Annotated in this window: 18 protein-coding genes and 2 tRNA genes; 12 read left to right on the top strand and 8 right to left on the bottom strand. The window is 49.2% G+C overall.

Annotated elements, in window-relative coordinates; all coding sequences use genetic code 11:
• Window positions 1-13: 13 nt before the first annotated feature.
• Window positions 14-3,478 (bottom strand): DNA polymerase III subunit alpha, encoded by a 3,465-nt coding sequence (gene dnaE / locus O3C58_03810; GenBank protein ID MDA0690987.1) that lies wholly within the window; start codon window positions 3,476-3,478, stop codon window positions 14-16.
• Window positions 3,479-3,482: 4 nt separating this feature from the next.
• On the bottom strand, window positions 3,483-4,595 hold the full coding sequence (gene ald, locus O3C58_03805; protein ID MDA0690986.1) for an alanine dehydrogenase: 1,113 nt from the start codon (window positions 4,593-4,595) through the stop codon (window positions 3,483-3,485).
• Between the two features lie 185 nt (window positions 4,596-4,780).
• On the opposite strand from ald, the gene O3C58_03800 reads away from it, so the two are divergent.
• Entirely contained in the window at window positions 4,781-5,593 is an 813-nt protein-coding gene (locus O3C58_03800) for a hypothetical protein (GenBank protein ID MDA0690985.1), read from the top strand.
• A 206-nt stretch (window positions 5,594-5,799) separates the two neighbouring features.
• On the opposite strand, the gene O3C58_03795 is transcribed toward O3C58_03800, so the two are convergent.
• Window positions 5,800-6,582, bottom strand: a complete 783-nt coding sequence (locus O3C58_03795) for an arginyltransferase (GenBank protein ID MDA0690984.1) — start codon at window positions 6,580-6,582, stop codon at window positions 5,800-5,802.
• A 248-nt stretch (window positions 6,583-6,830) separates the two neighbouring features.
• On the opposite strand from O3C58_03795, the gene O3C58_03790 reads away from it, so the two are divergent.
• From O3C58_03790 to O3C58_03760, 7 genes are all read left to right on the top strand, one after another.
• Window positions 6,831-7,565, top strand: a complete 735-nt coding sequence (locus tag O3C58_03790) for a TIGR04283 family arsenosugar biosynthesis glycosyltransferase (GenBank protein MDA0690983.1) — start codon at window positions 6,831-6,833, stop codon at window positions 7,563-7,565.
• A 231-nt stretch (window positions 7,566-7,796) separates the two neighbouring features.
• The gene (locus tag O3C58_03785; protein MDA0690982.1) at window positions 7,797-8,174 is read left to right on the top strand and encodes a CYCXC family (seleno)protein; all 378 of its coding nucleotides are present in this window, start codon (window positions 7,797-7,799) and stop codon (window positions 8,172-8,174) included.
• Between the two features lie 15 nt (window positions 8,175-8,189).
• Complete coding sequence (locus O3C58_03780) at window positions 8,190-8,753, top strand: TlpA disulfide reductase family protein (protein ID MDA0690981.1); 564 nt, start codon at window positions 8,190-8,192, stop codon at window positions 8,751-8,753.
• 1 nt (window position 8,754) lies between these two features.
• Window positions 8,755-9,159: a hypothetical protein gene (locus tag O3C58_03775; GenBank protein ID MDA0690980.1), complete on the top strand. Its 405-nt coding sequence runs from the start codon at window positions 8,755-8,757 to the stop codon at window positions 9,157-9,159.
• Between the two features lie 30 nt (window positions 9,160-9,189).
• Window positions 9,190-10,203, top strand: a complete 1,014-nt coding sequence (locus tag O3C58_03770; GenBank protein ID MDA0690979.1) for a cytochrome b N-terminal domain-containing protein — start codon at window positions 9,190-9,192, stop codon at window positions 10,201-10,203.
• A 24-nt stretch (window positions 10,204-10,227) separates the two neighbouring features.
• Complete coding sequence (locus O3C58_03765) at window positions 10,228-10,491, top strand: glutaredoxin family protein (protein MDA0690978.1); 264 nt, start codon at window positions 10,228-10,230, stop codon at window positions 10,489-10,491.
• An 804-nt stretch (window positions 10,492-11,295) separates the two neighbouring features.
• Complete coding sequence (locus O3C58_03760; protein MDA0690977.1) at window positions 11,296-11,601, top strand: 4a-hydroxytetrahydrobiopterin dehydratase; 306 nt, start codon at window positions 11,296-11,298, stop codon at window positions 11,599-11,601.
• A gap of 127 nt (window positions 11,602-11,728) precedes the next feature.
• On the opposite strand, the gene O3C58_03755 is transcribed toward O3C58_03760, so the two are convergent.
• A complete protein-coding gene (locus tag O3C58_03755; GenBank protein MDA0690976.1) occupies window positions 11,729-12,991 on the bottom strand; it encodes a diaminopimelate decarboxylase in 1,263 nt (420 codons plus the stop codon).
• Between the two features lie 223 nt (window positions 12,992-13,214).
• On the opposite strand from O3C58_03755, the gene speA reads away from it, so the two are divergent.
• A complete protein-coding gene (gene speA, locus O3C58_03750; protein ID MDA0690975.1) occupies window positions 13,215-15,134 on the top strand; it encodes a biosynthetic arginine decarboxylase in 1,920 nt (639 codons plus the stop codon).
• A 24-nt stretch (window positions 15,135-15,158) separates the two neighbouring features.
• On the opposite strand, the gene O3C58_03745 is transcribed toward speA, so the two are convergent.
• Genes O3C58_03745 through rsmD form a run of 3 tightly spaced genes read right to left on the bottom strand, consistent with a single transcriptional unit; the run spans window position 15,159 to window position 17,607 of the window.
• Window positions 15,159-15,932: an inositol monophosphatase family protein gene (locus tag O3C58_03745; GenBank protein MDA0690974.1), complete on the bottom strand. Its 774-nt coding sequence runs from the start codon at window positions 15,930-15,932 to the stop codon at window positions 15,159-15,161.
• Entirely contained in the window at window positions 15,929-17,008 is a 1,080-nt protein-coding gene (gene mnmA / locus O3C58_03740) for a tRNA 2-thiouridine(34) synthase MnmA (protein MDA0690973.1), read from the bottom strand. Before mnmA ends, O3C58_03745 begins: the two co-directional genes overlap by 4 nt.
• An 8-nt stretch (window positions 17,009-17,016) precedes the next feature.
• Window positions 17,017-17,607 (bottom strand): 16S rRNA (guanine(966)-N(2))-methyltransferase RsmD, encoded by a 591-nt coding sequence (gene rsmD, locus O3C58_03735; GenBank protein MDA0690972.1) that lies wholly within the window; start codon window positions 17,605-17,607, stop codon window positions 17,017-17,019.
• A 123-nt stretch (window positions 17,608-17,730) separates the two neighbouring features.
• Between rsmD and O3C58_03730 the strand changes: the two genes are divergently transcribed.
• The 3 genes from O3C58_03730 (at window position 17,731) to O3C58_03720 (ending at window position 18,525) form a co-directional block, all read left to right on the top strand.
• A tRNA-Gln gene (locus tag O3C58_03730) sits at window positions 17,731-17,804 on the top strand.
• A gap of 37 nt (window positions 17,805-17,841) precedes the next feature.
• Window positions 17,842-18,324: a hypothetical protein gene (locus tag O3C58_03725; GenBank protein MDA0690971.1), complete on the top strand. Its 483-nt coding sequence runs from the start codon at window positions 17,842-17,844 to the stop codon at window positions 18,322-18,324.
• A gap of 126 nt (window positions 18,325-18,450) precedes the next feature.
• A tRNA-Glu gene (locus O3C58_03720) sits at window positions 18,451-18,525 on the top strand.
• Between the two features lie 34 nt (window positions 18,526-18,559).
• On the opposite strand, the gene O3C58_03715 is transcribed toward O3C58_03720, so the two are convergent.
• Window positions 18,560-18,925, bottom strand: a complete 366-nt coding sequence (locus O3C58_03715) for a hypothetical protein (protein ID MDA0690970.1) — start codon at window positions 18,923-18,925, stop codon at window positions 18,560-18,562.
• Between the last annotated feature and the right edge of the window lie 160 nt (window positions 18,926-19,085).

Below are 19,085 nucleotides of genomic sequence, written 5' to 3'. Positions count from 1 at the left end.
TGATTTAACCTCTTCATTCAAACCGAATCGCTTCTTCGCCTAAAATGGCTTCTATGCCCTGAATCACTTCATCCGAGGGCTGGATTCTCAAACTTTCTTCCACCCGGATGGTTTTAGTTTTATCATCTGGAAAAATAAAATGGATCAGTGTTTCGTTATTGCCCTTATGTGCGGCAAGAACATTTTTTATTTCCAAAAGTGTTTCCTTTTCCAGGCCGGGTGTCCTGAGATGAATATGAACCTTCCCTTTCCAGTGATTTTTTGCGTCGGACAAGGGATAGATTTCATCAGCTATGACTTTTGGCAAGCTGCCCTCGGCATCCACCTTGCCTTTGACCAGCAATGGTTCCTCGCTGTGCAACAACGCTTCCGATTCCGCAAACGTTTCGGGCCAGAGAATGACTTCGACCGAGCCATGCAAATCCTCCAGAGTCACGATGGCCATCTTATCGCCCTTGCGCGTGGTTTTCGACAATATTTTCATGGGAATTCCGGCAAGACTCACAGAGCGCGCGTGGGCCATTTCGCTGATGCTGGCGGAATTTGCATCCGTGAACCAGGCCAGGTCTTTCACGTACCCATCCAGAGGATGACCGGTGATGTAAAACCCGATCGATTCCTTTTCGTATTTCAATCGCTCCTGCTCACTCCACTCTTCAATCGTTTCCTGATTCGTTTCTTTATTAACATCCACCTGTTCTTCAAAGACTTCAAACATACTGGATTGACCCAGTTGACGATCCCGCTGATTCGCCTGCGCCATTTCCATTGTGGATGGCAAATTTATCATTTTGCTCGAACGGCTTTCTCCCAATGAATCGCAGGCCCCGCTTTTAATCAGGCTTTCCAGCACCCGTTTGTTCACCTGCCTGAGATCCACGGACTCGCAAAAGTTTTTTAATGATGGGAAATGACCCTGCTGTTTGCGGGTTTCCAAGATCGAATCGATCGCCGCCGACCCCACGTTTTTGATCGCTCCCAGACCAAAGACCAACTGGTCGTCGGATATGGAAAAATCTTTGGTGCTGAAATTTACGTCCGGCGGCTGCACCTTTATTTTATTCTCCCGACAATCGTGAATGTATCGCAAAACCTTGTCGGTGTTATCCATATCGCTGGTGATCAAAGCGCCAAAAAATTCCAACGGATAATGCGTTTTCAGGTACGCAGTCTGGTAAGAAACCTGGGCATAGGCGGCACTGTGCGATTTATTGAAACCGTATCCGGAAAATTTCTCCATGAGTGAAAATATTTTGTCCGCCTTTTTCTCCGGTCGTTTTTTCTCCTTACAGCCGTCCATAAATTTTTGCCGTTGCGCCGCCATTTCCTCGGCTTTCTTTTTCCCCATCGCACGGCGAAGTATATCGGCATCACCCAGTGAAAAACCGGCAAGCACACTGGCAATGTTCATGACCTGCTCCTGATACAAAATGACCCCGTGAGTTTCCTTCAGAATATCTTTCAACTCAGGAAGATCATACTTTTCCTCCATCGTTCCGTGTTTGCGTTTGACATAGTCATCCACCATGCCACTTTCCAGCGGGCCAGGACGGTACAGCGCAAGGAGAGCGATGATGTCCTCAAAACAATCAGGTTTCATTTTTTTCAGCAGGTCGCGCATGCCGGAACTTTCCAACTGAAACACCCCCAGAGTCCGCCCGTCGCTCAACAGTTTGAAAGTCTCCGGATCATCCAACGGAATACCCGAAATATCCAGATCAACATTTCGAGACTGCTTTATAAGTCGTAGAGCATTATCGATCACCGTCAAGGTTTTGAGACCCAGGAAATCCATTTTCAACAGTCCCAGCTTCTCCACATTGGTCATGGAAAACTGAGTCACCACTTCGTCGTTGCCGCCTTTATAGAGGGGCAAAAACTGAGTCAACGGCTTCGAAGATATGACCACCCCCGCCGCATGAGTGGAACAATGACGGGGAAGCCCTTCCAGGCTCAGGGCTATTTCCAGAAGCTCCGCAACTTTCTCATTTTCCTTTTTCAATTCCCCAAACTTGGACTCCTCTTTAAAGGCTTCCTCAAGGGTGATATTCAAGCGGTTGGGAACCAGCTTGGCAAGCTTATCCACTTCTCCGTAGGTCAAATCCAAAACCCGGCCCACATCCCGGAGCACGCCTTTGGCGTTCATGCTGCCGAAAGTGATGATCTGGGAAACGTTTTGTTCGCCGCCGTATTTTTCGGTCACATAATTGATTACTTTTTCCCGGCCCTCGATGCAGAAGTCGATATCGATATCGGGCATGCTCACCCGTTCGGGATTCAAAAACCGTTCAAACAGCAGACTGTATTTTAACGGGTCGATATCGGTGATTTTCAAAGCGTAAGCGACGACGCTTCCGGCGGCGGAGCCTCGTCCCGGCCCCACAGGAATATTCTGGGAACGGGCGTGGTCGATAAAATCCCAAACGATTAGAAAATAACCGGGATACCCCATATCGCGAATGATCCCCAACTCAACCTTGAGACGGTTTTCATAGGCTTGCTTATCAAACGCAACCCCGCGCTTCGTCATAGTGTCCATGCGCTCCTGCAAGCCCGACCTGGCTTTCTCTTCCAGGTAACTTTCGAGCGTATAGCTTTCAGGCACCGGATAATCGGGAAAGTTGAGCTTGTCGAATTCCATTTCCAGATTGCAGCGCTCGGCGATTTTCACCGTATTTTCGATCGCCTCGGGAACCTCCTTGAACAGTTCAATCATTTCCTCCGGAGATTTGAAATAATATTCATCGGATGGATACTGCATGCGATACGGATCGTGGATGGTCTTTCCCGTTTGCAGGCACAGCAGAATTTCATGCGCACGAAAATCCTTCTTCTCCAGGTAATGGCAATTATTTGTGGCCACCAGCGGCAAGGAAAGTTTCTTGCCAATTTGAATCAACTCTTTGTTGATTTTTTCCTGATACTCCATTTTGTGATACTGCATCTCCAGGAAGAAATTACCTTCCCCCATAATTTCCCGGTACTGTCCCGCCACTTCCATCGCACGCGGGATGTCTTCTTTGCTGATGCAGTCGGCCACCTCCCCGCGTCCGCAGGAACTGAGCGCAATCAAGCCTTCTGCATGCTCGGCCAATAATTCCTTATCAATTCTGGGTTTATAGTAAAAACCCTCAAAATATCCTGAAGTCACTAAAAGCAAAAGATTTTTATATCCCGTGTCATTTTGAGCCAGCAGAATGAGATGGTAGGACGCATCGCGGAGGTGGTGCTTGCTTTTCTTTTCGTGCCGACTTTCAGGGGCGACATACACTTCGCAACCGATAATGGGATTCAATCCATGACGCTTGGCCCCACTATAAAACTCCACCGCCCCGAACATGTTGCCGTGATCGGTCATGGCGACGGCAGGCATTTTGTATTCCACAGCTCTTTTAAACAGGGAGTCGTGCCTTATGGAGGAATCGAGCAGACTGTAGGAAGTGTGCAAATGTAAATGGACAAAATTGGACGGTTGCATACGGTCAGTTTAAAAGTTTTTCGGGAGAAACATATTCCAGATCCAAAGCTTCGGCCACAGCCGGGTGGGTCACATGGCCTTTAAAGATATTCAACCCCAGCGCTAAAGCTGAATTTTCCTGCAACGCTCGCTGATACCCCTTCTGCGCCAGTTCCTTGGCGTAAGGAAACGTTGCATTGGTCAATGCAAACGTGGACGTGCGTGCCAGGGCCCCCGGCATATTGGCCACACAATAATGGACGACGCCCTCCTCTTCATAAATGGGATCGCTGTGCGTCGTGGGACGGGAGGTTTCAAAAACGCCTCCCTGGTCAATTCCTACATCCACGACAACAGATCCCGGTTGCATTTTTTTCAGCATGTCGCGGGAAACCAGCCGGGGCGCCTTGGCCCCTGGAATGAGCACCGCACCCACAACCAGATCGGCGGTTCTGAGCGCCTCCGTTAGATTGATTGCGTTGGACATCAAAGTCCGCAATCGGGCGCCATAAATATCATCCAGATAACGCAGGCGTTGCAGATTGGTATCCAAAAGCGTCACCGTTGCTCCCGTGCCGATGGCCATTTTCGCGGCATTGGAACCCACAATCCCTCCCCCGATGATCACCACATGCCCTGGGTCCACTCCGGGTACTCCGCCCAGCAGAATGCCGCGCCCGCCATTTTCGCCTTCCAGGCATTTTGCGCCCTCATGGATGGACATGCGCCCCGCAACTTCGCTCATGGGTATGAGAAGAGGCAGGGATTTATCCGGCAACTGCACCGTTTCATAGGCGATTCCAATGATTTTTCTTTCCAGCAAAGCCTGTGCCAATTCCTTTGCCGGAGCCAGATGAAGGTAGGTATAAAGGATCTGTCCTTCCCTCAGAAGCTCAAATTCCTCGGGCAGGGGTTCTTTCACCTTGATGACCATCTCCGCCCGCCCATAGACATCGTCCCGATGCGTGATCCGGGCGCCCTGCTCCTCATATTGCGCGTTGGTGAGACCGCTTCCCAAACCGGAATTTTCTTCCACCAGAACCTCATGCCCCAGAGCCACCAGCTCATGCACCCCCGCCGGAGTGACGGACACGCGGCCTTCGTCCTTTTTGATTTCTTTAGGAACTCCGATGATCATATTTTCACCCTCAGCCTTTTTATATTTGAAATTTATTTAACCCTTTTTTTAGGATTCCTGCCACCCATATTTTATATCTCATATTATGGTCTTACCGAAATTTGATCTTTTCTATAAAATCCTTTAAATTGATACCCTCGATAAACCTTATTTACTTCAACAGATTCCCTCTGGAGACCCTAACGTTGGTAGAAGCCGTTAAATCTAAAATAGATCTATTAGTGCGTTCACAGTTGAGCCCGGATGGAAAATTGCTGGATCTGGACGACAAGGAAATCGGCCCGGAAGAGTTAAAGTCGATGGCTGAAATGGAGGAATTATCCACGGTGGAGCAACTCTATTTGAGTCATAATTTTCTTGCCGGAGGGGCTATTGAGATTTTGTCTCAGTGCAAAGCCTTGCCTAACCTCCGCTCCTTGTATTTGAACCACAACAACCTGGGCGACGACGACGCCAAGTTTCTCGCGGAATCCCCGATCGCAAAAAATTTAACCTGCCTGATGTTGGAAGCCAACAATATCGGCCCCAAAGGAGCCGAGACCCTGGCCGCATCACAGAATCTGCAAGCCTTGGAAACGCTGTTCATGGACAGCAACCCCATTGGCCCTGAGGGAGCGGAGTTTTTTGCAAAATCCACCCAACTGCCGAGTCTTAGGGCTCTGCATCTGGATAGTACGGGCCTCGGAGATGAGGGAGCCGTCGCGCTGGCAAATTCTCCGCAACTGAATTTGCTCACCAAGCTTTATTTATGCTCCAACAACATTGGCAACAAAGGCGCCATAGCTCTGGCAAATTCTCCCCATCTCACAAATCTAACGGCGTTGAGTGTGTGGAGAAATGAAATCCGCGATGAAGGCGGACAGGCCATTGCAAAATCCAAAACATTTTCTAAACTGGAGAGGCTTTATATGAGTTTGAACCTCATAGACCGCCCTGTGAGAAAAATCATTCGTAAATCGGAACTGGCAGCAAGATTAAAAACTCTGGTAATGGACTAGAAAGGGACCTCTCGGTAAACGACCTGTTTCGCGGGGCATCGTAACCGGCGGTCTTTCATGGGAGAACAAAAATGGATTACAAATTTACGTACGGCAAATTTTTCAATGTATTTTTCCACCTTGGGGTCGCTGTCAACGTCCTGCTGGTGATTTGGATCTTCTTGTATTTTTTCGAGGTGATTTGAAGCAAGTGCCGGTGGTGGGAATCAGGCCAATTCCAAAGGGGCCGCCGCTTTGACGATAAACTCAGAGTTTTTCCATTGAAGCTTATCGGTGGGGATCAGATAATCTCCTTTTACGTTCCTAAAGGGACGCCAGTCGTTGTCGATATACACTTCGTTCGGCCTGAACCCCGCCTTGTACATGAGCGACATGTTGTTGGATATGTAATATCCCAGATAAAAATACTTGATCTGCTGCTGTCGGCAAAACTCCAGTTGTTGCAGAATGCTGAAGGTTCCCAGCCCTATCCTGGTGTCCGGTGAATCATAAAACGTATAAATCGCCGAAAACGTGTTTGAAGTGTGGTCGCCAAGGGCCACCCCAATCAGTTTGCCGTCCAGATAATATTCAAATTCGATTCCGAACGGGGTATTGACGTAAAAAGAAAGCCGGAAATTCTGTTCGTCTTCCACATCGTCCTGAAGCGCCTGAAAGCGCTTTTTATGATTCAGGTAGAGTTTGAATTTCTTATCAGAATACTGGGGTTTGTCTACGACAATTTTTACATCTTTGCAGGCCTTGAGCGAACGTTTTTGACTGCGGGTCATTAGAAAATCTTCGGTCCTGACACGGATGGGAATGCATTGATAGCAATCCTTGCACCGGGGGCGAAAAAAGTAATCGCCAAAGTGCCGCATTCCATGCGCCAATAAGTACTCAAATTCCACTTCTGAAACATCTTCCAGAAGATATTCTTCAAAAAGGGAGTCGCGGTTCTTAAAATACCCGCATTGAAATGGCTTGGAATCTATAAAGTGGGCCAGCATGGCTTTTTTTAGGAAAATGACAGGATCAATTAATGGGTCCTCAATTGACCTCTTTATCTATAGCGCATTGATTATAACATTTCAATTCCTAATAGTCCCGAAAAGCCAATTTCAAAACAAAATTCATAGTTCCGGCCCACCCGGCAGCCCAAGTTAAAGAGAGTCTGCGGGCACTAAGTTGTGGTAGTGCAATGACATTGCATCGGGCCTAACTTTATGATTTACTGGCCTCCTATTGAAGCGTTAAAATGCAAAAATTACCGCTTCTTTCTCATGAAAAGGTGTTTTTTCGGCGGATGCGATTTGTGAAAATCTCGGTCATCATACCCACCCTCAATGAAGCACTCATCCTGAATCAGACGCTCACGGCAATCAACCAGCACTCTCCCCACGAGGTGATCATCGCCGATGGCGGCAGTCAGGACGACACGCTCGATATCGCTAAAAGTTTCAGCCTGCGGATTGTCAACAGCCCTCCCGGTCGCGCTCTGCAAATGAATGCGGGAGCCCGGACTGCAACTGGAGAACTCTTGCTATTTCTGCACGCAGACAGCCAGGTGGATGCGAAAAGCTACAAAAAAATGGTGGCTGTCATGAAACGGGGAAACTCTCTGGGCGGAGCCTTCAGCCTCGCGATTGAGTCGGATAAACCTTCCTTGAGATTGATTTCCACCCTGGCCACACTGCGATCGAAATACCTTCACCTGGTTTACGGCGATCAGGCAATTTTTGTGAGAACTCATGTATTCCGGGAGATGGGGGGGGTTGCCTGCCTGCCCATTTGTGAGGATCTGGATTTTTTCAGACGGCTCCAGAAAAAAGGCCCCACTGTTCTGCTGGAAGAAAAAACGTTCACATCCGCCCGGCGCTGGCGCACAGAGGGCATCGTATTTACCACCTTGAGAAATATAGTCATCGCCGCTTTATTCCTTCTGGGCTTTCCCCCGAGGATTCTGAGCAAATGGTATCTGGTGATTAGATAAAGGGTTTCATCAATGATGCATCGTCCTATATGACGACATAAAGTATCATTTAAAACCCTTGAATCCCTGGAGAGCAATCCATATAATCATTAGAAATCAATAATATTCATCCCAAATAACTCTTTTCTCCAAAAAAATAATATGGGAAAAAACTCCCGAAATAAAAATTCAGCATCAAAAAATAAACGCAAATTTGCTTTGCCCGGATTAGCTGTGGGGGTCTTGATTTTTTTGGCAGGCGTCTATTTTGCGACCAAATCTACCGGATATGTTGACCCCGTGGCCCCGGCAACAGGGTTTCTCGTTGAAACCCGTCCGATCCTATCCCCTGCGCTATTTACCGGAAAAGTGGCTCAGGCATACAGAATTGCGGCGGAAATACCCAAAATACTGGACAGCCAGTTCTGTTACTGTTATTGCAAACAGGAGAAACAGCATAAAACCTTATTAACGTGTTTCACCAACAAGCACGGGGCAAAATGCGACACCTGTATCAATGAAGTGCTTTACGCTTACGAACTTTATAAAAAAGGCTTCACTTTGGATGAGATCATTATTGCGGTGGATAAAAAATTCTACCGTCCTCCTCCAAAACCCCGATCTCTTTAGCAAATTACTGGTCTCATGGAAAAAGCTCTGGAAAACAAACCCATCAGCATCTACATTCCCTACGCGTTTTTGGTTGCCGCGCTGCTTTCGATTTTCATCACCTTCTTGAATAAGGTAGAATTGGAGCCTTTCAAAGTAGAGTATCCTGCGGAAGCCTTTCTGGCGCCTTCGTTTGAACTGGAATCGCTCTCTGGCGACAAGGTCAGCCTTCTGGATTATCGGGGAAAAGTGGTTTTTATTAACTTTTGGGCCACCTGGTGCAGTACCTGCGAAGTGGAAATGCCCTCGATGGAAAAGCTCTATCAGAAATATAAAGACCACGGCTTTGAAATGCTGACCATCAGCGTGGATAAAGACCAATCGCTGATAGAACCGTTTATGAAAAAATACAATCTGACCTTTCCCGTCTTGCTCGATCCTGAAAGCAAGGTCGCCAAAAAAAACTATAAAACCACGGGCGTTCCGGAAACCTTTATCGTCAACCGGGAAGGCATTATCGTATTCAAAAAGATCGGCCCCGATGACTGGGCCACCGATGAAATGATGGAATCTTTCGCGCAATTGGTCCTGGGAACCTGACATGCTTAAATACCCACTCACTATTCTTATTCTTGGGTTGTTGTTCATTTCCTCTCCCATGAGTGGTGCCTACGCGCATGGCGGTCATAAAAAAGAGGCCGTGGAAATGGAAGCGCCCGCCGCCGAGAGTTCCATTTACTCGATGGAAGAAGATACCGGAGCCTCGTCAGGCGAAGCCGGTCTGTTTCCACTTTCTAACACCGATTCCCTCAGTGCAGAAATGCCAACGATGGAGTCGATGGATCATGACGCGATGGGCGCTATGGACCATAAAATGCCTACGGTCGAAATCGCCAAGCGTGAATGGGTGTCTCCCAAACAGAAGGGCTATGGAGTGGCGGTTGGAATCACTCTATTCGCCGGTCTTATTTTTGGAGTCTTGCAGTTCAAACGTCCCAACGAATAATCTTGATCCTCTTAAGGAGGCACGCTTCCCATGCCCAACGGCTTACTGGAAACCATCAAGCACCGTCTCGGCTTGAACCTCCTGGAATATGATATTGAGGAACACGCCAACTCCATCCCCTATTCTCTTGGCGGGATGTCCCTTGTCTCCATAAAACTTCTCATCATCAGCGGCTTTTTGCTGGCCCAGTTTTACACTCCCGATCCCGAACGCGCCAACCAGAGCCTGCATTACCTGGTGGATCAGGTGTATTTGGGATGGTTCCTAAGAGGCATTCATTTCTGGTCGGCGGAGGTTTTGACCGTGACCATGATGCTCCACATGTTGCGCGTCTATTTCACGGCTTCTTATAAAAATCCACGCGAAGTCAACTGGCTGACCGGCATCGTTCTGCTTCTCATTATTGTGAACCTGCTGTTCACCGGCACCGTGCTCAAATGGGATCAGGAAGCCTACGAAGCGCTGGACCACTTTCTCTGGACCGTCGAGAGAATGGGAATTTTAGGATTCCCGCTGACCGAAGCGTTTGCACAGGGGGTTCCACTGCTCAGCAGAATCTATATGGCTCACATCTCCATGTTGCCGTTGATACTCATCCCGATTCTGGGCTTGCACCTTTTTTACATGAAACTGCACAAGGTGTCGCCAAAGCCGGACCAACCACAAGGCGGGCGCACGATTCCATTTTCCAAGCACCTGTGCTATCTGACCCGCGCCGGAGCCGGGATGTTTGCCGTCATCTGCCTGCTGGCTTTAACCATCGCGCCGCCGTTGGGTGAAAAAGCCGTTATAGGATTAGAAGTCACCAAGCCGCCGTGGCAGTTTGTTTGGCTGTACGCGCTGGAAAATTTATGGGTTCCTTCGCTGGTAGTCGCTCCCCTGGTGCTCATCCTGACATTTCTGGCCATCCCGTTTGTGGACCGCAACAAGGAGGTTCACTGGAAAAAACGGCCCCTGGCGACTTTCCTGATGGGCTTTCTGATCGTGCTGATGATCGGTCTCATCATCTGGGGTTCCGTCACCACCATGACCCACGAGATGTAAACCGCATTTCCACTCGTAGCTCCAATGCAAACTCCCATCACCATAGAAATTCTGACCAAAACCGACTGCTGTCTGTGCGATGAAGCCAAGGCCATCGTCGAGCAGGTCATCGGAAATTTTTCCGTCGAACTAACAATGATCGATATTGAATCCGACCCGGAGCTGTTCGAGCAATATAAGGAAAAAATCCCGGTGGTTAACATCAACGGTGTCGAAAGTTTCGTCTACAAGGTGCACCCGATCACCCTCAGGAAGAAGCTTGAAAAAATCGTGCGGGAAGGCAAATAATAAACTGCTGGAAACACAGATAAAAAATTTTCATCGCAGAGGACACAGAGAAAACCAAAATAAAATGATTTCGACAGGATTTACAGGATCAACAGGATAAATCAATTTAAGAAATCTCTAACAGGTTGCTGAAAAAGTCCCAAACACGAGGACTTCCACTGTTGTCATGCTGAGCCTGTCGAAGTATGACTTTGATAATACAGGCTGTTTTCACACTTCGACAGGCTCTGTGTGACAGTTATGGGCTGTAAAAATAGTTTTTCAGCAACCTGCTAAAAATTAGTTTATTACAGGAAATCGAACATTGTACAAGGATTTCTTGTGTCAGTGGCATGGGCGACCTATCCTTAAATTTAAGGGCAGGTCGCCTGTCCCACTAGAACAAAACCATCTCCTTAAATTGACGATTAGGAGCATTTAGTCAATTTTTAGAGATACCCTTTAATCACTATGGACAATAACGCAGAGGAAAATTTTATTATTCCTCCTCACCTCAATCCTCTCCTCCAGTGGAGGAGAGGAAAATAAATGATCCCCGCCCCAAGGGGCGGGGTATTTAAAGGTAGTTTTTTTATAACCTCCCCTAACCCCTCCTTGCAAAGGAGGGGAATGTGAAAGGAGGGGAATGTGAAAGGAAACCCCGTAGCAGAGCTACGAGGAATTCTTTTGATTCAAATGAATCCCTCTCCCTCATGGGAGAGGGCTGGGTGAGGGTGGTATATAAGGTTTTCTCTGCGCCCTCTGCGGTGAAAAAGGGTTTTGTTTTTTGATCTGCGGTCTGCGTTATTGAAAAGGAGGGTTTCAATGGTAGAGAAAATTGCACTCACTCAAACGGAGCTGAAAGCAAAACTAAAAGAAATGGCTCCCGAGTGGAAAACCGGAAAAAACGAAAAGGGCGTTCCCTTCATAGAACGAGTGAAACACGCGCACAAGTATATGGAAGGCATTGCCTTTGTGCAGAAGGTGGCGGAGTTAGCGGAGGCCAACAACCACCACCCGGACATTTTCATCCACTACAAGCGCATCACCGTCCGCTACTGGACGCATACAGTCAGCGGCGTCACCCTGGCGGACGTACAGATGGCGCAGAAAGTGGATGGGTTGTTTTAAGCGGCAAATGACCTTTGCCCCTCACTCAAACCGTCACCCTGAGGCTGTCGAAGGGTGGGTTCATCGGTGGTTTCAATCACCCCTTCAATGAAGGGGAGCTATGACCACAACGCAACCGGCAACAACCTCATCCCAGGCCTTGCCTCAGCGCCGCATCGGTTTCTTCCTGTAAAATGTCATCCAGCGTTTGTCGGCGGCGTGTCAGGATGAGCTTGTCGCCATCCACCATCACCTCCGGTATGAGGGGTTGGGTGTTGTAATTGGATGACATGACGAACCCATAGCCCCCTGCCCCGCCCACCACGATCAGATCCCCAGTTTTTGGCATGGGAAGCCTGCGGGCAACGGGTTCTTCATTTTCCTGGGTCAGCACATCGCCCGACTCGCACACAGGGCCGGCAACGATGATGTCCTGCTCCGGCCCCAGATCGTCGCCCACAAACCACATGGGATGATACGACCCGTAGGCCATCGGGCGGATCAAATGGCAGAACCCGATATTGGTTAATACATAGTCCAGGCGTGTTCCGTCTTCCTCAAAGGTATGATTGAGCGAACGTACCTCTCCTAACAGGTAACCGCATCCGGCGACGAACCGTCTTCCCGGTTCGATTTCGCAGGTGATCTCGCGCCCGAAGAAGTCATTCAAAACCTTCATGCGTTCGGCGAGAATATCTTTATATCCGAAGATATCTTCCTGCGGCAGATCCGGGTTGTATTGATAAGGCAGGCCGCCGCCAAAATTGATGGTTTGCAGGTCGTCGAATTCTTCGGCAAATTCCACCAGCTTGCCGGTGATGCGTTTTAAATGTTCCATGTCACCGCCGGAGCCAATATGCATGTGAACGCCAGAGATGATCAGCCCATACGTCCCGGCGATGCGCTTGACCTCATCCAGATTTTCGTGCCAGATTCCGTGTTTGCTGTAAGGACCACCTGTGTTGGTTTTTTTGGAGTGCCCATGCCCTTCGCCGGGGTTGATGCGGATGGAGATCCGATTCGACCCCATCTTCGATTCCTGCCACCCCTGCCCATATTCGGCGACCATTCCCAGAGTTCCGCAGTTGACGAATATATCGTTTTCCAGGCAAAACCGGACGTCGTCCGAGTTAAAAAACACATCGCTGGTAAAGCAGATATCCGCTGGCTTGAAACCCGCCCGCAAGGCGCGTTTGACTTCGAATACGCTAACCGCATCGATCTTGATGCCCTGATCGAGCATTTCCTGCAGAACCCGCACATTGGAGCAGGCCTTCATCGCAAAACGGGTCACAGGCGACAGTTGCTTGATTTCGGCAATAGACCGGCGCAGGGTATCCAGACTGTAAACATAAACGGGAGTCCCGAATTTACGGGCAATGTCCCGGACATCGACATTTTCTATTTTCATTGATTTTCTCGAAAGCGAACTTTAGTTAAGTGGAGGAACTCTTACAACTTCTGAATTTATAACCGTATCCGGAAATTTATATCACAATTTGACGGGGCAGAAAATTTCTTTTGCCAGGGTTTGTTTTTAGTTTGACATTTATTGCAAAATCCATGATTTTAAATCTTTTGTTATCATTATGTCTGGCCCACCAATCCGCAACCCTTTCCCTGGAAACCCCGTCATGCAGAAATGGTCCATCGAGGATGCCCGAGAACATTATAACGTCTACGGTTGGGGCGCAGGTTATTTTGATATCAACGACCAGGGCCACATGGTGGCTCAGCCCAAGCCAAACAACCCGCAAGTGATCGACCTGAAGCATCTGGTGGATGACATTCAAGCCAAAGGCTATTCCCTGCCGGTTCTGCTCCGGTTTTCCGATATTCTCAAATCCAGCATCACCAACCTGGCCACCGTTTTCCAAAACGCCATCGACGAGTATAAATACCAGGGACAATACCACGGCGTGTATCCCATCAAAGTGAATCAGCAACGGCAGGTGGTGGAAGAAATCGTCAAATTTGGCCGCCCCTACAACATCGGCCTGGAAGCGGGGTCCAAACCGGAACTCCACGCTATCCTCGCCATCATGGACAACCCCGAGGCCTTGTTGATCTGCAACGGCTACAAAGACGAGCCTTTCATCCGGCTTGCCTTGATGGGCCAGAAACTGGGCAAACAAGTTTTTATCGTGGTCGAAAAACTCGACGAGCTGGATCTGATCTTCCAGGTCGCAAAAGAAGTCGGGGTGCGCCCGAACATCGGATTGCGAATCAAGCTGGTCAGCGCCGGGTCGGGACGCTGGGCCTCATCCGCAGGGGAATACTCCAAATTCGGATTGAACCCCATGGAACTGGTGGATGCCCTGAAAATCGCCAAGGATTACGATATTCTCGATTGCATTAAACTGATTCATTTCCACCTGGGCAGCCAGATCACCAACATCCGTCGCATTAAAAACAGTTTGAAGGAAGCGGGCCGGTATTATTCGGAACTGAAGAAGCAGGGATGCAATATCCAGCACATCGATGTCGGCGGCGGTCTGGGCGTGGATTACGACGGGTCCAAGTCCACCTACCATTCCAGCACCAACTATACGGTGCAGGAATATGCCAACGACGTGGTCTACCACCTGTTGGAAATCTGCGAAAAAGATGACCTGCCACATCCTAATATCATCTCGGAATCGGGCCGGGCGATGACCGCCTATCACTCACTGCTGGTGGTCAATGTGCTGGACGTCACCTCATTTCCCGAATGGAACGACCAGACCAAAATCGAAGAGAGCGCCCCCGATGTTGTCCACGAAATCTTTGACGTTCTCAAAAGCACATCCAACAAAAATCTCATCGAATCCTGGCACGATGCGGTTCACCTGAAAGAAGAAGCCCAGAGCCGGTTTCTCATGGGCATCATTTCTCTGGAACACCGGGCGCTGGTCGAACGCATCTTCTGGGGCATCTGCCGCAAGGTGGATAAAATGGCGACCCGGCTAAAATTCCTGCCGGATGAAATCAAATCCCTGAAAACAAAACTGGCGGACAAATATTTCTGCAATTTTTCCGTGTTCCAATCAGTGCCGGATTCCTGGGCCATCGACCAGGTGTTTCCGGTCATTCCTATTCACCGTCTGGGCGAAGAACCGGACCGCGAAGCGACGCTGGAAGACCTCACCTGCGACTCCGATGGACGCATCGACCTCTTCATCGGCAACAACCGCGGAACGGAAAAAACCCTGCGCGTGCATTCTCTAAGGCCCGGAGAACCCTATCAATTGGGAATTTTCCTGATCGGCGCCTACCAGGAAATCCTGGGCGACCTGCACAACCTGTTCGGGGACACCAACACCTTTCACGTATCCCTGAATGAAGACGGTTCCTTAAACTACGAACAGATCATCGAAGGGGAAGACGTCGCCGACGTTCTCGATTATGTTCAGTTCCGTGCGGATGAGCTGGCGGGACGGATAGCGGGATTTCTCATCGCCAGCGTAGAAAAAGGCAATCTCACCCAGAAAGAAGCGGATGATTTTCTTGCCTTGTATAAAGAAGGGCTCAACGGATACACCTACCTGATCAAACCGCCAAAGATTTCGAGCTAGATTTGTTGTCAGGTTTTTCCCAACCTATCTTGCTAAAATCTCAACCATCTCTGCATGCACCAGACCATTGCTGGCAAGGATTTGCCGGTCGTAAACGCTCAGGGGATTTCCGTTCAGCCTGGTCACCGTGCCTCCGGCTTCCCGCATGATGACGATCCCGGCGGCGACGTCCCAGGCATGCAGTTTCAACTCCCAAAATCCCTCGAAGCGGCCCATCGCCGTATAGCAGATATCAATCGCCGCAGAGCCGGGGCGACGCACGGCCTGGCTCGCCTTCATGAAATCACTGAAACGGCCCATATTGTCATCGTCCGAATGGACCACCTCCGGGGTGAATCCGGTAACCAGCAAGCTGTCTTTCAATTCGGGGATCGTTGAAACGGCAATGGGGTTGCCGTTCATAGTAGCGCCCTGGCCTTTTTCCGCCACGAATAATTCGTCCATGCACGGGTTGTAAACCACGCCGAGGATGAGTTCACCCTCATGCTCCAAACCAATGGACACGCAATAAACGGGAAACCCGTGTGCATAATTGATGGTGCCGTCTAAAGGATCGATGATCCACTTGCTGGAGGAAGATAGCCCTTGGCTGGCTCCCGATTCTTCGGCCAGAAACTCGTGGTCGGGAAAGCGTTTTTTGATGATGCGGATGACTTCCTGCTCGCACAGGAAATCCACCTCGGTGACCAGATCAAATTTTCCCTTATGGGAGATCTTCCCAATATTTTGACTGCGCTCGCGCTGAATTTTCCCCGCCGCGAGGGCCGCAGACACGGCGACTTCTAATGCGTCTTTCATTCAATCCAACCGCCGCCGACAATGCAATCGTCCTGGTAAAACACTGCGGACTGGCCCGGAGCGATCGATAGTTGCGGGTCATCGAACTCCACCTGCGCCCGTGAACCGGGAAGCGGAGTCACCGTGGCCGGTGCGGCCTGATGACGGTAGCGGATCTGCACGTCTGCCCGGAAGGAATCCGTTTGTGGCAGGTACCAGTTGGTTTTGCCCGTGAAAAATTCTGGGCGATATAAATCGGATTTCGGGCCGGTCACAATCTCGTTGTTCACGGGGTCGATTTTCGTCACGAACAAAGGCTCTTTCAACCCGCCGAGGTTCAATCCTTTGCGCTGGCCGACGGTGAAGGCGGGGTAACCGTTGTGCTTGCCCAACACTTCGCCGGCGTCGTTGACAATATTACCTTCCTTGAAAACGTCGCTGTCCACTTGCTTGGCGATGAATTTGGGATAGTTATTGTCAGGAATGAAGCAGATTTCGCGCGACTCGGCTTTATCGGCCACTTTCAACCCCAGTTCTCTGGCCAGACGGCGGACTTCCGTCTTTTCCACATCCGCCAGGGGAAATTCCAGCCGGGACAATTGATCCTGCGACAAGTTGAACAGGAAATAGCTCTGGTCACGGGAGAGGTCTTTCCCCCGCCTGACGGTGAACCGTCCCGACGCATGTGTGACGATGGAGGCGTAATGCCCTGTGGCCACGCGCCGGTAACCGAAAGCCTCCGCTTTCTGTATCAATTCATCGAATTTCAATTTCTGGTTGCACAGGGTGCAAGGAATCGGCGTTCGGGCTTGCAGGTACTCGGATACAAAATAATCGACGACTTCTTTTTGAAACTCCTTTTCCATGTTCAATATATAAAAAGGAATCCCGATTTTATCCGCCACCCGGCGGGCATCGCCCAGGTCGTCCAGCGAACAGCAGGTCCCGAAGCGTTCATCGGTATCGGTGCTATAATTCCACAACTGCAGGGAAATCCCCACCACATCGTAACCCCGCTCCTTCATCAGGGCGGCGGCCACCGAGCTGTCCACCCCGCCGCTCATCGCAATCACTATTTTTTCTTTATTTTCAGCCATTTATACTCTCAATCGCTTCCACCGGAAGCTATCTGATAATAAGACAGACAGGAGTCCCCCAACCGTCGTTCGACCTGAAAAGCCAGTTTATCATACTTTTTTTCCAGTACCTTTTTGGAATGATGCTCCACCACAACCAGAGAAGCTTCCATCAACAATCGCGACCGGGAAAGGGCAAGCAGACAATCCGCGTAAACATCATCGGCAAATGGCGGGTCCACATACACTATATCAAAGCTATATCCGCGTTCATCAAGAACTTTCAGAGCATGAAGGGCATCGTGCTTCAGGAGAACCCAGTTTTTATCCTGGGAATCCACACCATCAGGCCCCAAATGGCAGCGTTCCAGATTGCTGTAAATCAGGTTCTGCGCCTGATGATTTTTTTCCACGAATACGACCTTTTCCGCCCCACGGCTCAAAGCCTCAATCCCCATGCTCCCGGTGCCGGCGAACAAATCCAAAAAGGTCTCGCCTTCCAGCGTCTGCCCCACTTTATTGAAAAAGGATTCCTTTACCCGGTCCAAAGTCGGCCTTATATCGGCCCCCTTCAATCCCGCCAGCCGGGTTCCTCTGGCTTTTCCTGCTATCACCCGCATCCCCTACCCCTCCTTTACTTATCAACTTGTTACCGATTTTACACCCCTCATTTTTACGAAGGAAATTGTTGACAGCAAAATAATATAAACTTATGATGGGCGAGACTCCAAGTGAATTAGTGTTCGGGCATGGTCTAATGGTACGACGTCAGGTTCTGGTCCTGAAGATTGAGGTTCGATCCCTTGTGCCCGAGCCATTTTTTCACACCGTTCCACCCCCATAAACAGAACAAAATGAATTTTTACCGCAACCCGTTTATTGTAGCTCTTTGGGCACCTTTTTACCTGGTCGTGGCCACAGGCGCAACCACCATGGATTTCCTGATGACGGCCATGTTTATTATGGCTACTTTGGGCGTTCTAGGCGCTTATGTCACTGATTTTCCCCTGGTTTCTGGATTGTACATGAATGAAGTGGCACACAAAACGGCCCTTGCCAGCCTGTTTGGTATGCTGTTCGGCCTGATGCTGTTTTTACTGATAACCGGGTTGCAAGGGTTTAACGATACGGCAGATTCGAGTCCCATGTCTCCGCAAGGAAAGTTTCTGGCAACATGGGCAGTCATGACAATACCCGCCTACCCGCTTATGTGTTTTTTCATCTTCAAACTGAACAAGCGAAACCTTGAAGAAGAACAACGGGTCCGGGAAGAGAAAAAGAAAGAAAGACGGTCTAAAGGCGGCGGTCCACCGATCATGAATAAGGGGGGCTTTTAAAGCTTACGCTCCGTGGGTGCGAGACTGTGATCCCCTTAATGAGCAATAACCGCTTCAAATCCTTAACCCCACTGGAACAGTTTACGACCGGCCTTTGCCGGAGAACAAAAAGATATCAAAAGATATGGCCCCATCGTCTAGCGGATAGGACGCTGGCCTCTCACGCCGGAAACAGGGGTTCGATTCCCCTTGGGGCTACCATATTTTTCAATAGTTTAACCATTCTCGCCTTCATTCATTCACCCACTTGTGTCCGCTTTGTGTCCGGATACTTTTGCCTACCTTCCAATTGCTTGGACAAGACTAATGATAAAAAAGTACCAAATATCACCCATAAGAAAATCATCAAAGGCGCTGAAAAAATAATTCCCCAAGCTACAGCCCAAGCTGTTGACCAAAATGATAATGGCTCACGTAAATTTACAACCCGAACTTTTTGAACTGTAGGTTCCTGATTTTTAGAAGTTACACCATCCCCGAATTTCATTTTTACCCCCTTCCCTGGGTTGGAAACACCCCCACATTCGTGGGGAAGACCGTCCTGTGTACGCAAGGATAATTTTTCCATCTTGGTAAAATCCTTCAGACTTTTTTGACTCATTCTGATGGTAACTTAAACAGAATATTTAACTGAGCCCATAAGAAATTTTATTAAATAGGTCTGCCTGCAATACATTACCTGACTTCATTTAGATCAAGTTACTCCCCCCCGTCTATTCAACCTAACGTCCCTTTTACACACACCACCAAGCCCTTGGCCT

It is taken from the genome of Nitrospinota bacterium, from assembly GCA_027619975.1.
Classification (GTDB): Bacteria; Nitrospinota; Nitrospinia; order Nitrospinales; family VA-1; genus JADFGI01.
Note: the sequence above shows the minus strand (reverse complement) of the source record. Positions and strands in the feature narration are given on the sequence as shown.

Coding starts and splice junctions, on each gene's coding strand:
- dnaE (MDA0690987.1), bottom strand. CDS start 3,478: ATGCAACCGTCCAATTTTGTCCATTTACATTTGCACACTTCCTACAGT.
- ald (MDA0690986.1), bottom strand. CDS start 4,595: ATGATCATCGGAGTTCCTAAAGAAATCAAAAAGGACGAAGGCCGCGTG.
- O3C58_03795 (MDA0690984.1), bottom strand. CDS start 6,582: ATGCTGGCCCACTTTATAGATTCCAAGCCATTTCAATGCGGGTATTTT.
- O3C58_03790 (MDA0690983.1), top strand. CDS start 6,831: ATGCAAAAATTACCGCTTCTTTCTCATGAAAAGGTGTTTTTTCGGCGG.
- O3C58_03780 (MDA0690981.1), top strand. CDS start 8,190: ATGGAAAAAGCTCTGGAAAACAAACCCATCAGCATCTACATTCCCTAC.
- O3C58_03775 (MDA0690980.1), top strand. CDS start 8,755: ATGCTTAAATACCCACTCACTATTCTTATTCTTGGGTTGTTGTTCATT.
- O3C58_03770 (MDA0690979.1), top strand. CDS start 9,190: ATGCCCAACGGCTTACTGGAAACCATCAAGCACCGTCTCGGCTTGAAC.
- O3C58_03765 (MDA0690978.1), top strand. CDS start 10,228: ATGCAAACTCCCATCACCATAGAAATTCTGACCAAAACCGACTGCTGT.
- O3C58_03760 (MDA0690977.1), top strand. CDS start 11,296: ATGGTAGAGAAAATTGCACTCACTCAAACGGAGCTGAAAGCAAAACTA.
- O3C58_03755 (MDA0690976.1), bottom strand. CDS start 12,991: ATGAAAATAGAAAATGTCGATGTCCGGGACATTGCCCGTAAATTCGGG.
- speA (MDA0690975.1), top strand. CDS start 13,215: ATGCAGAAATGGTCCATCGAGGATGCCCGAGAACATTATAACGTCTAC.
- O3C58_03745 (MDA0690974.1), bottom strand. CDS start 15,932: ATGAAAGACGCATTAGAAGTCGCCGTGTCTGCGGCCCTCGCGGCGGGG.
- mnmA (MDA0690973.1), bottom strand. CDS start 17,008: ATGGCTGAAAATAAAGAAAAAATAGTGATTGCGATGAGCGGCGGGGTG.
- rsmD (MDA0690972.1), bottom strand. CDS start 17,607: ATGCGGGTGATAGCAGGAAAAGCCAGAGGAACCCGGCTGGCGGGATTG.
- O3C58_03725 (MDA0690971.1), top strand. CDS start 17,842: ATGAATTTTTACCGCAACCCGTTTATTGTAGCTCTTTGGGCACCTTTT.
- O3C58_03715 (MDA0690970.1), bottom strand. CDS start 18,925: ATGAGTCAAAAAAGTCTGAAGGATTTTACCAAGATGGAAAAATTATCC.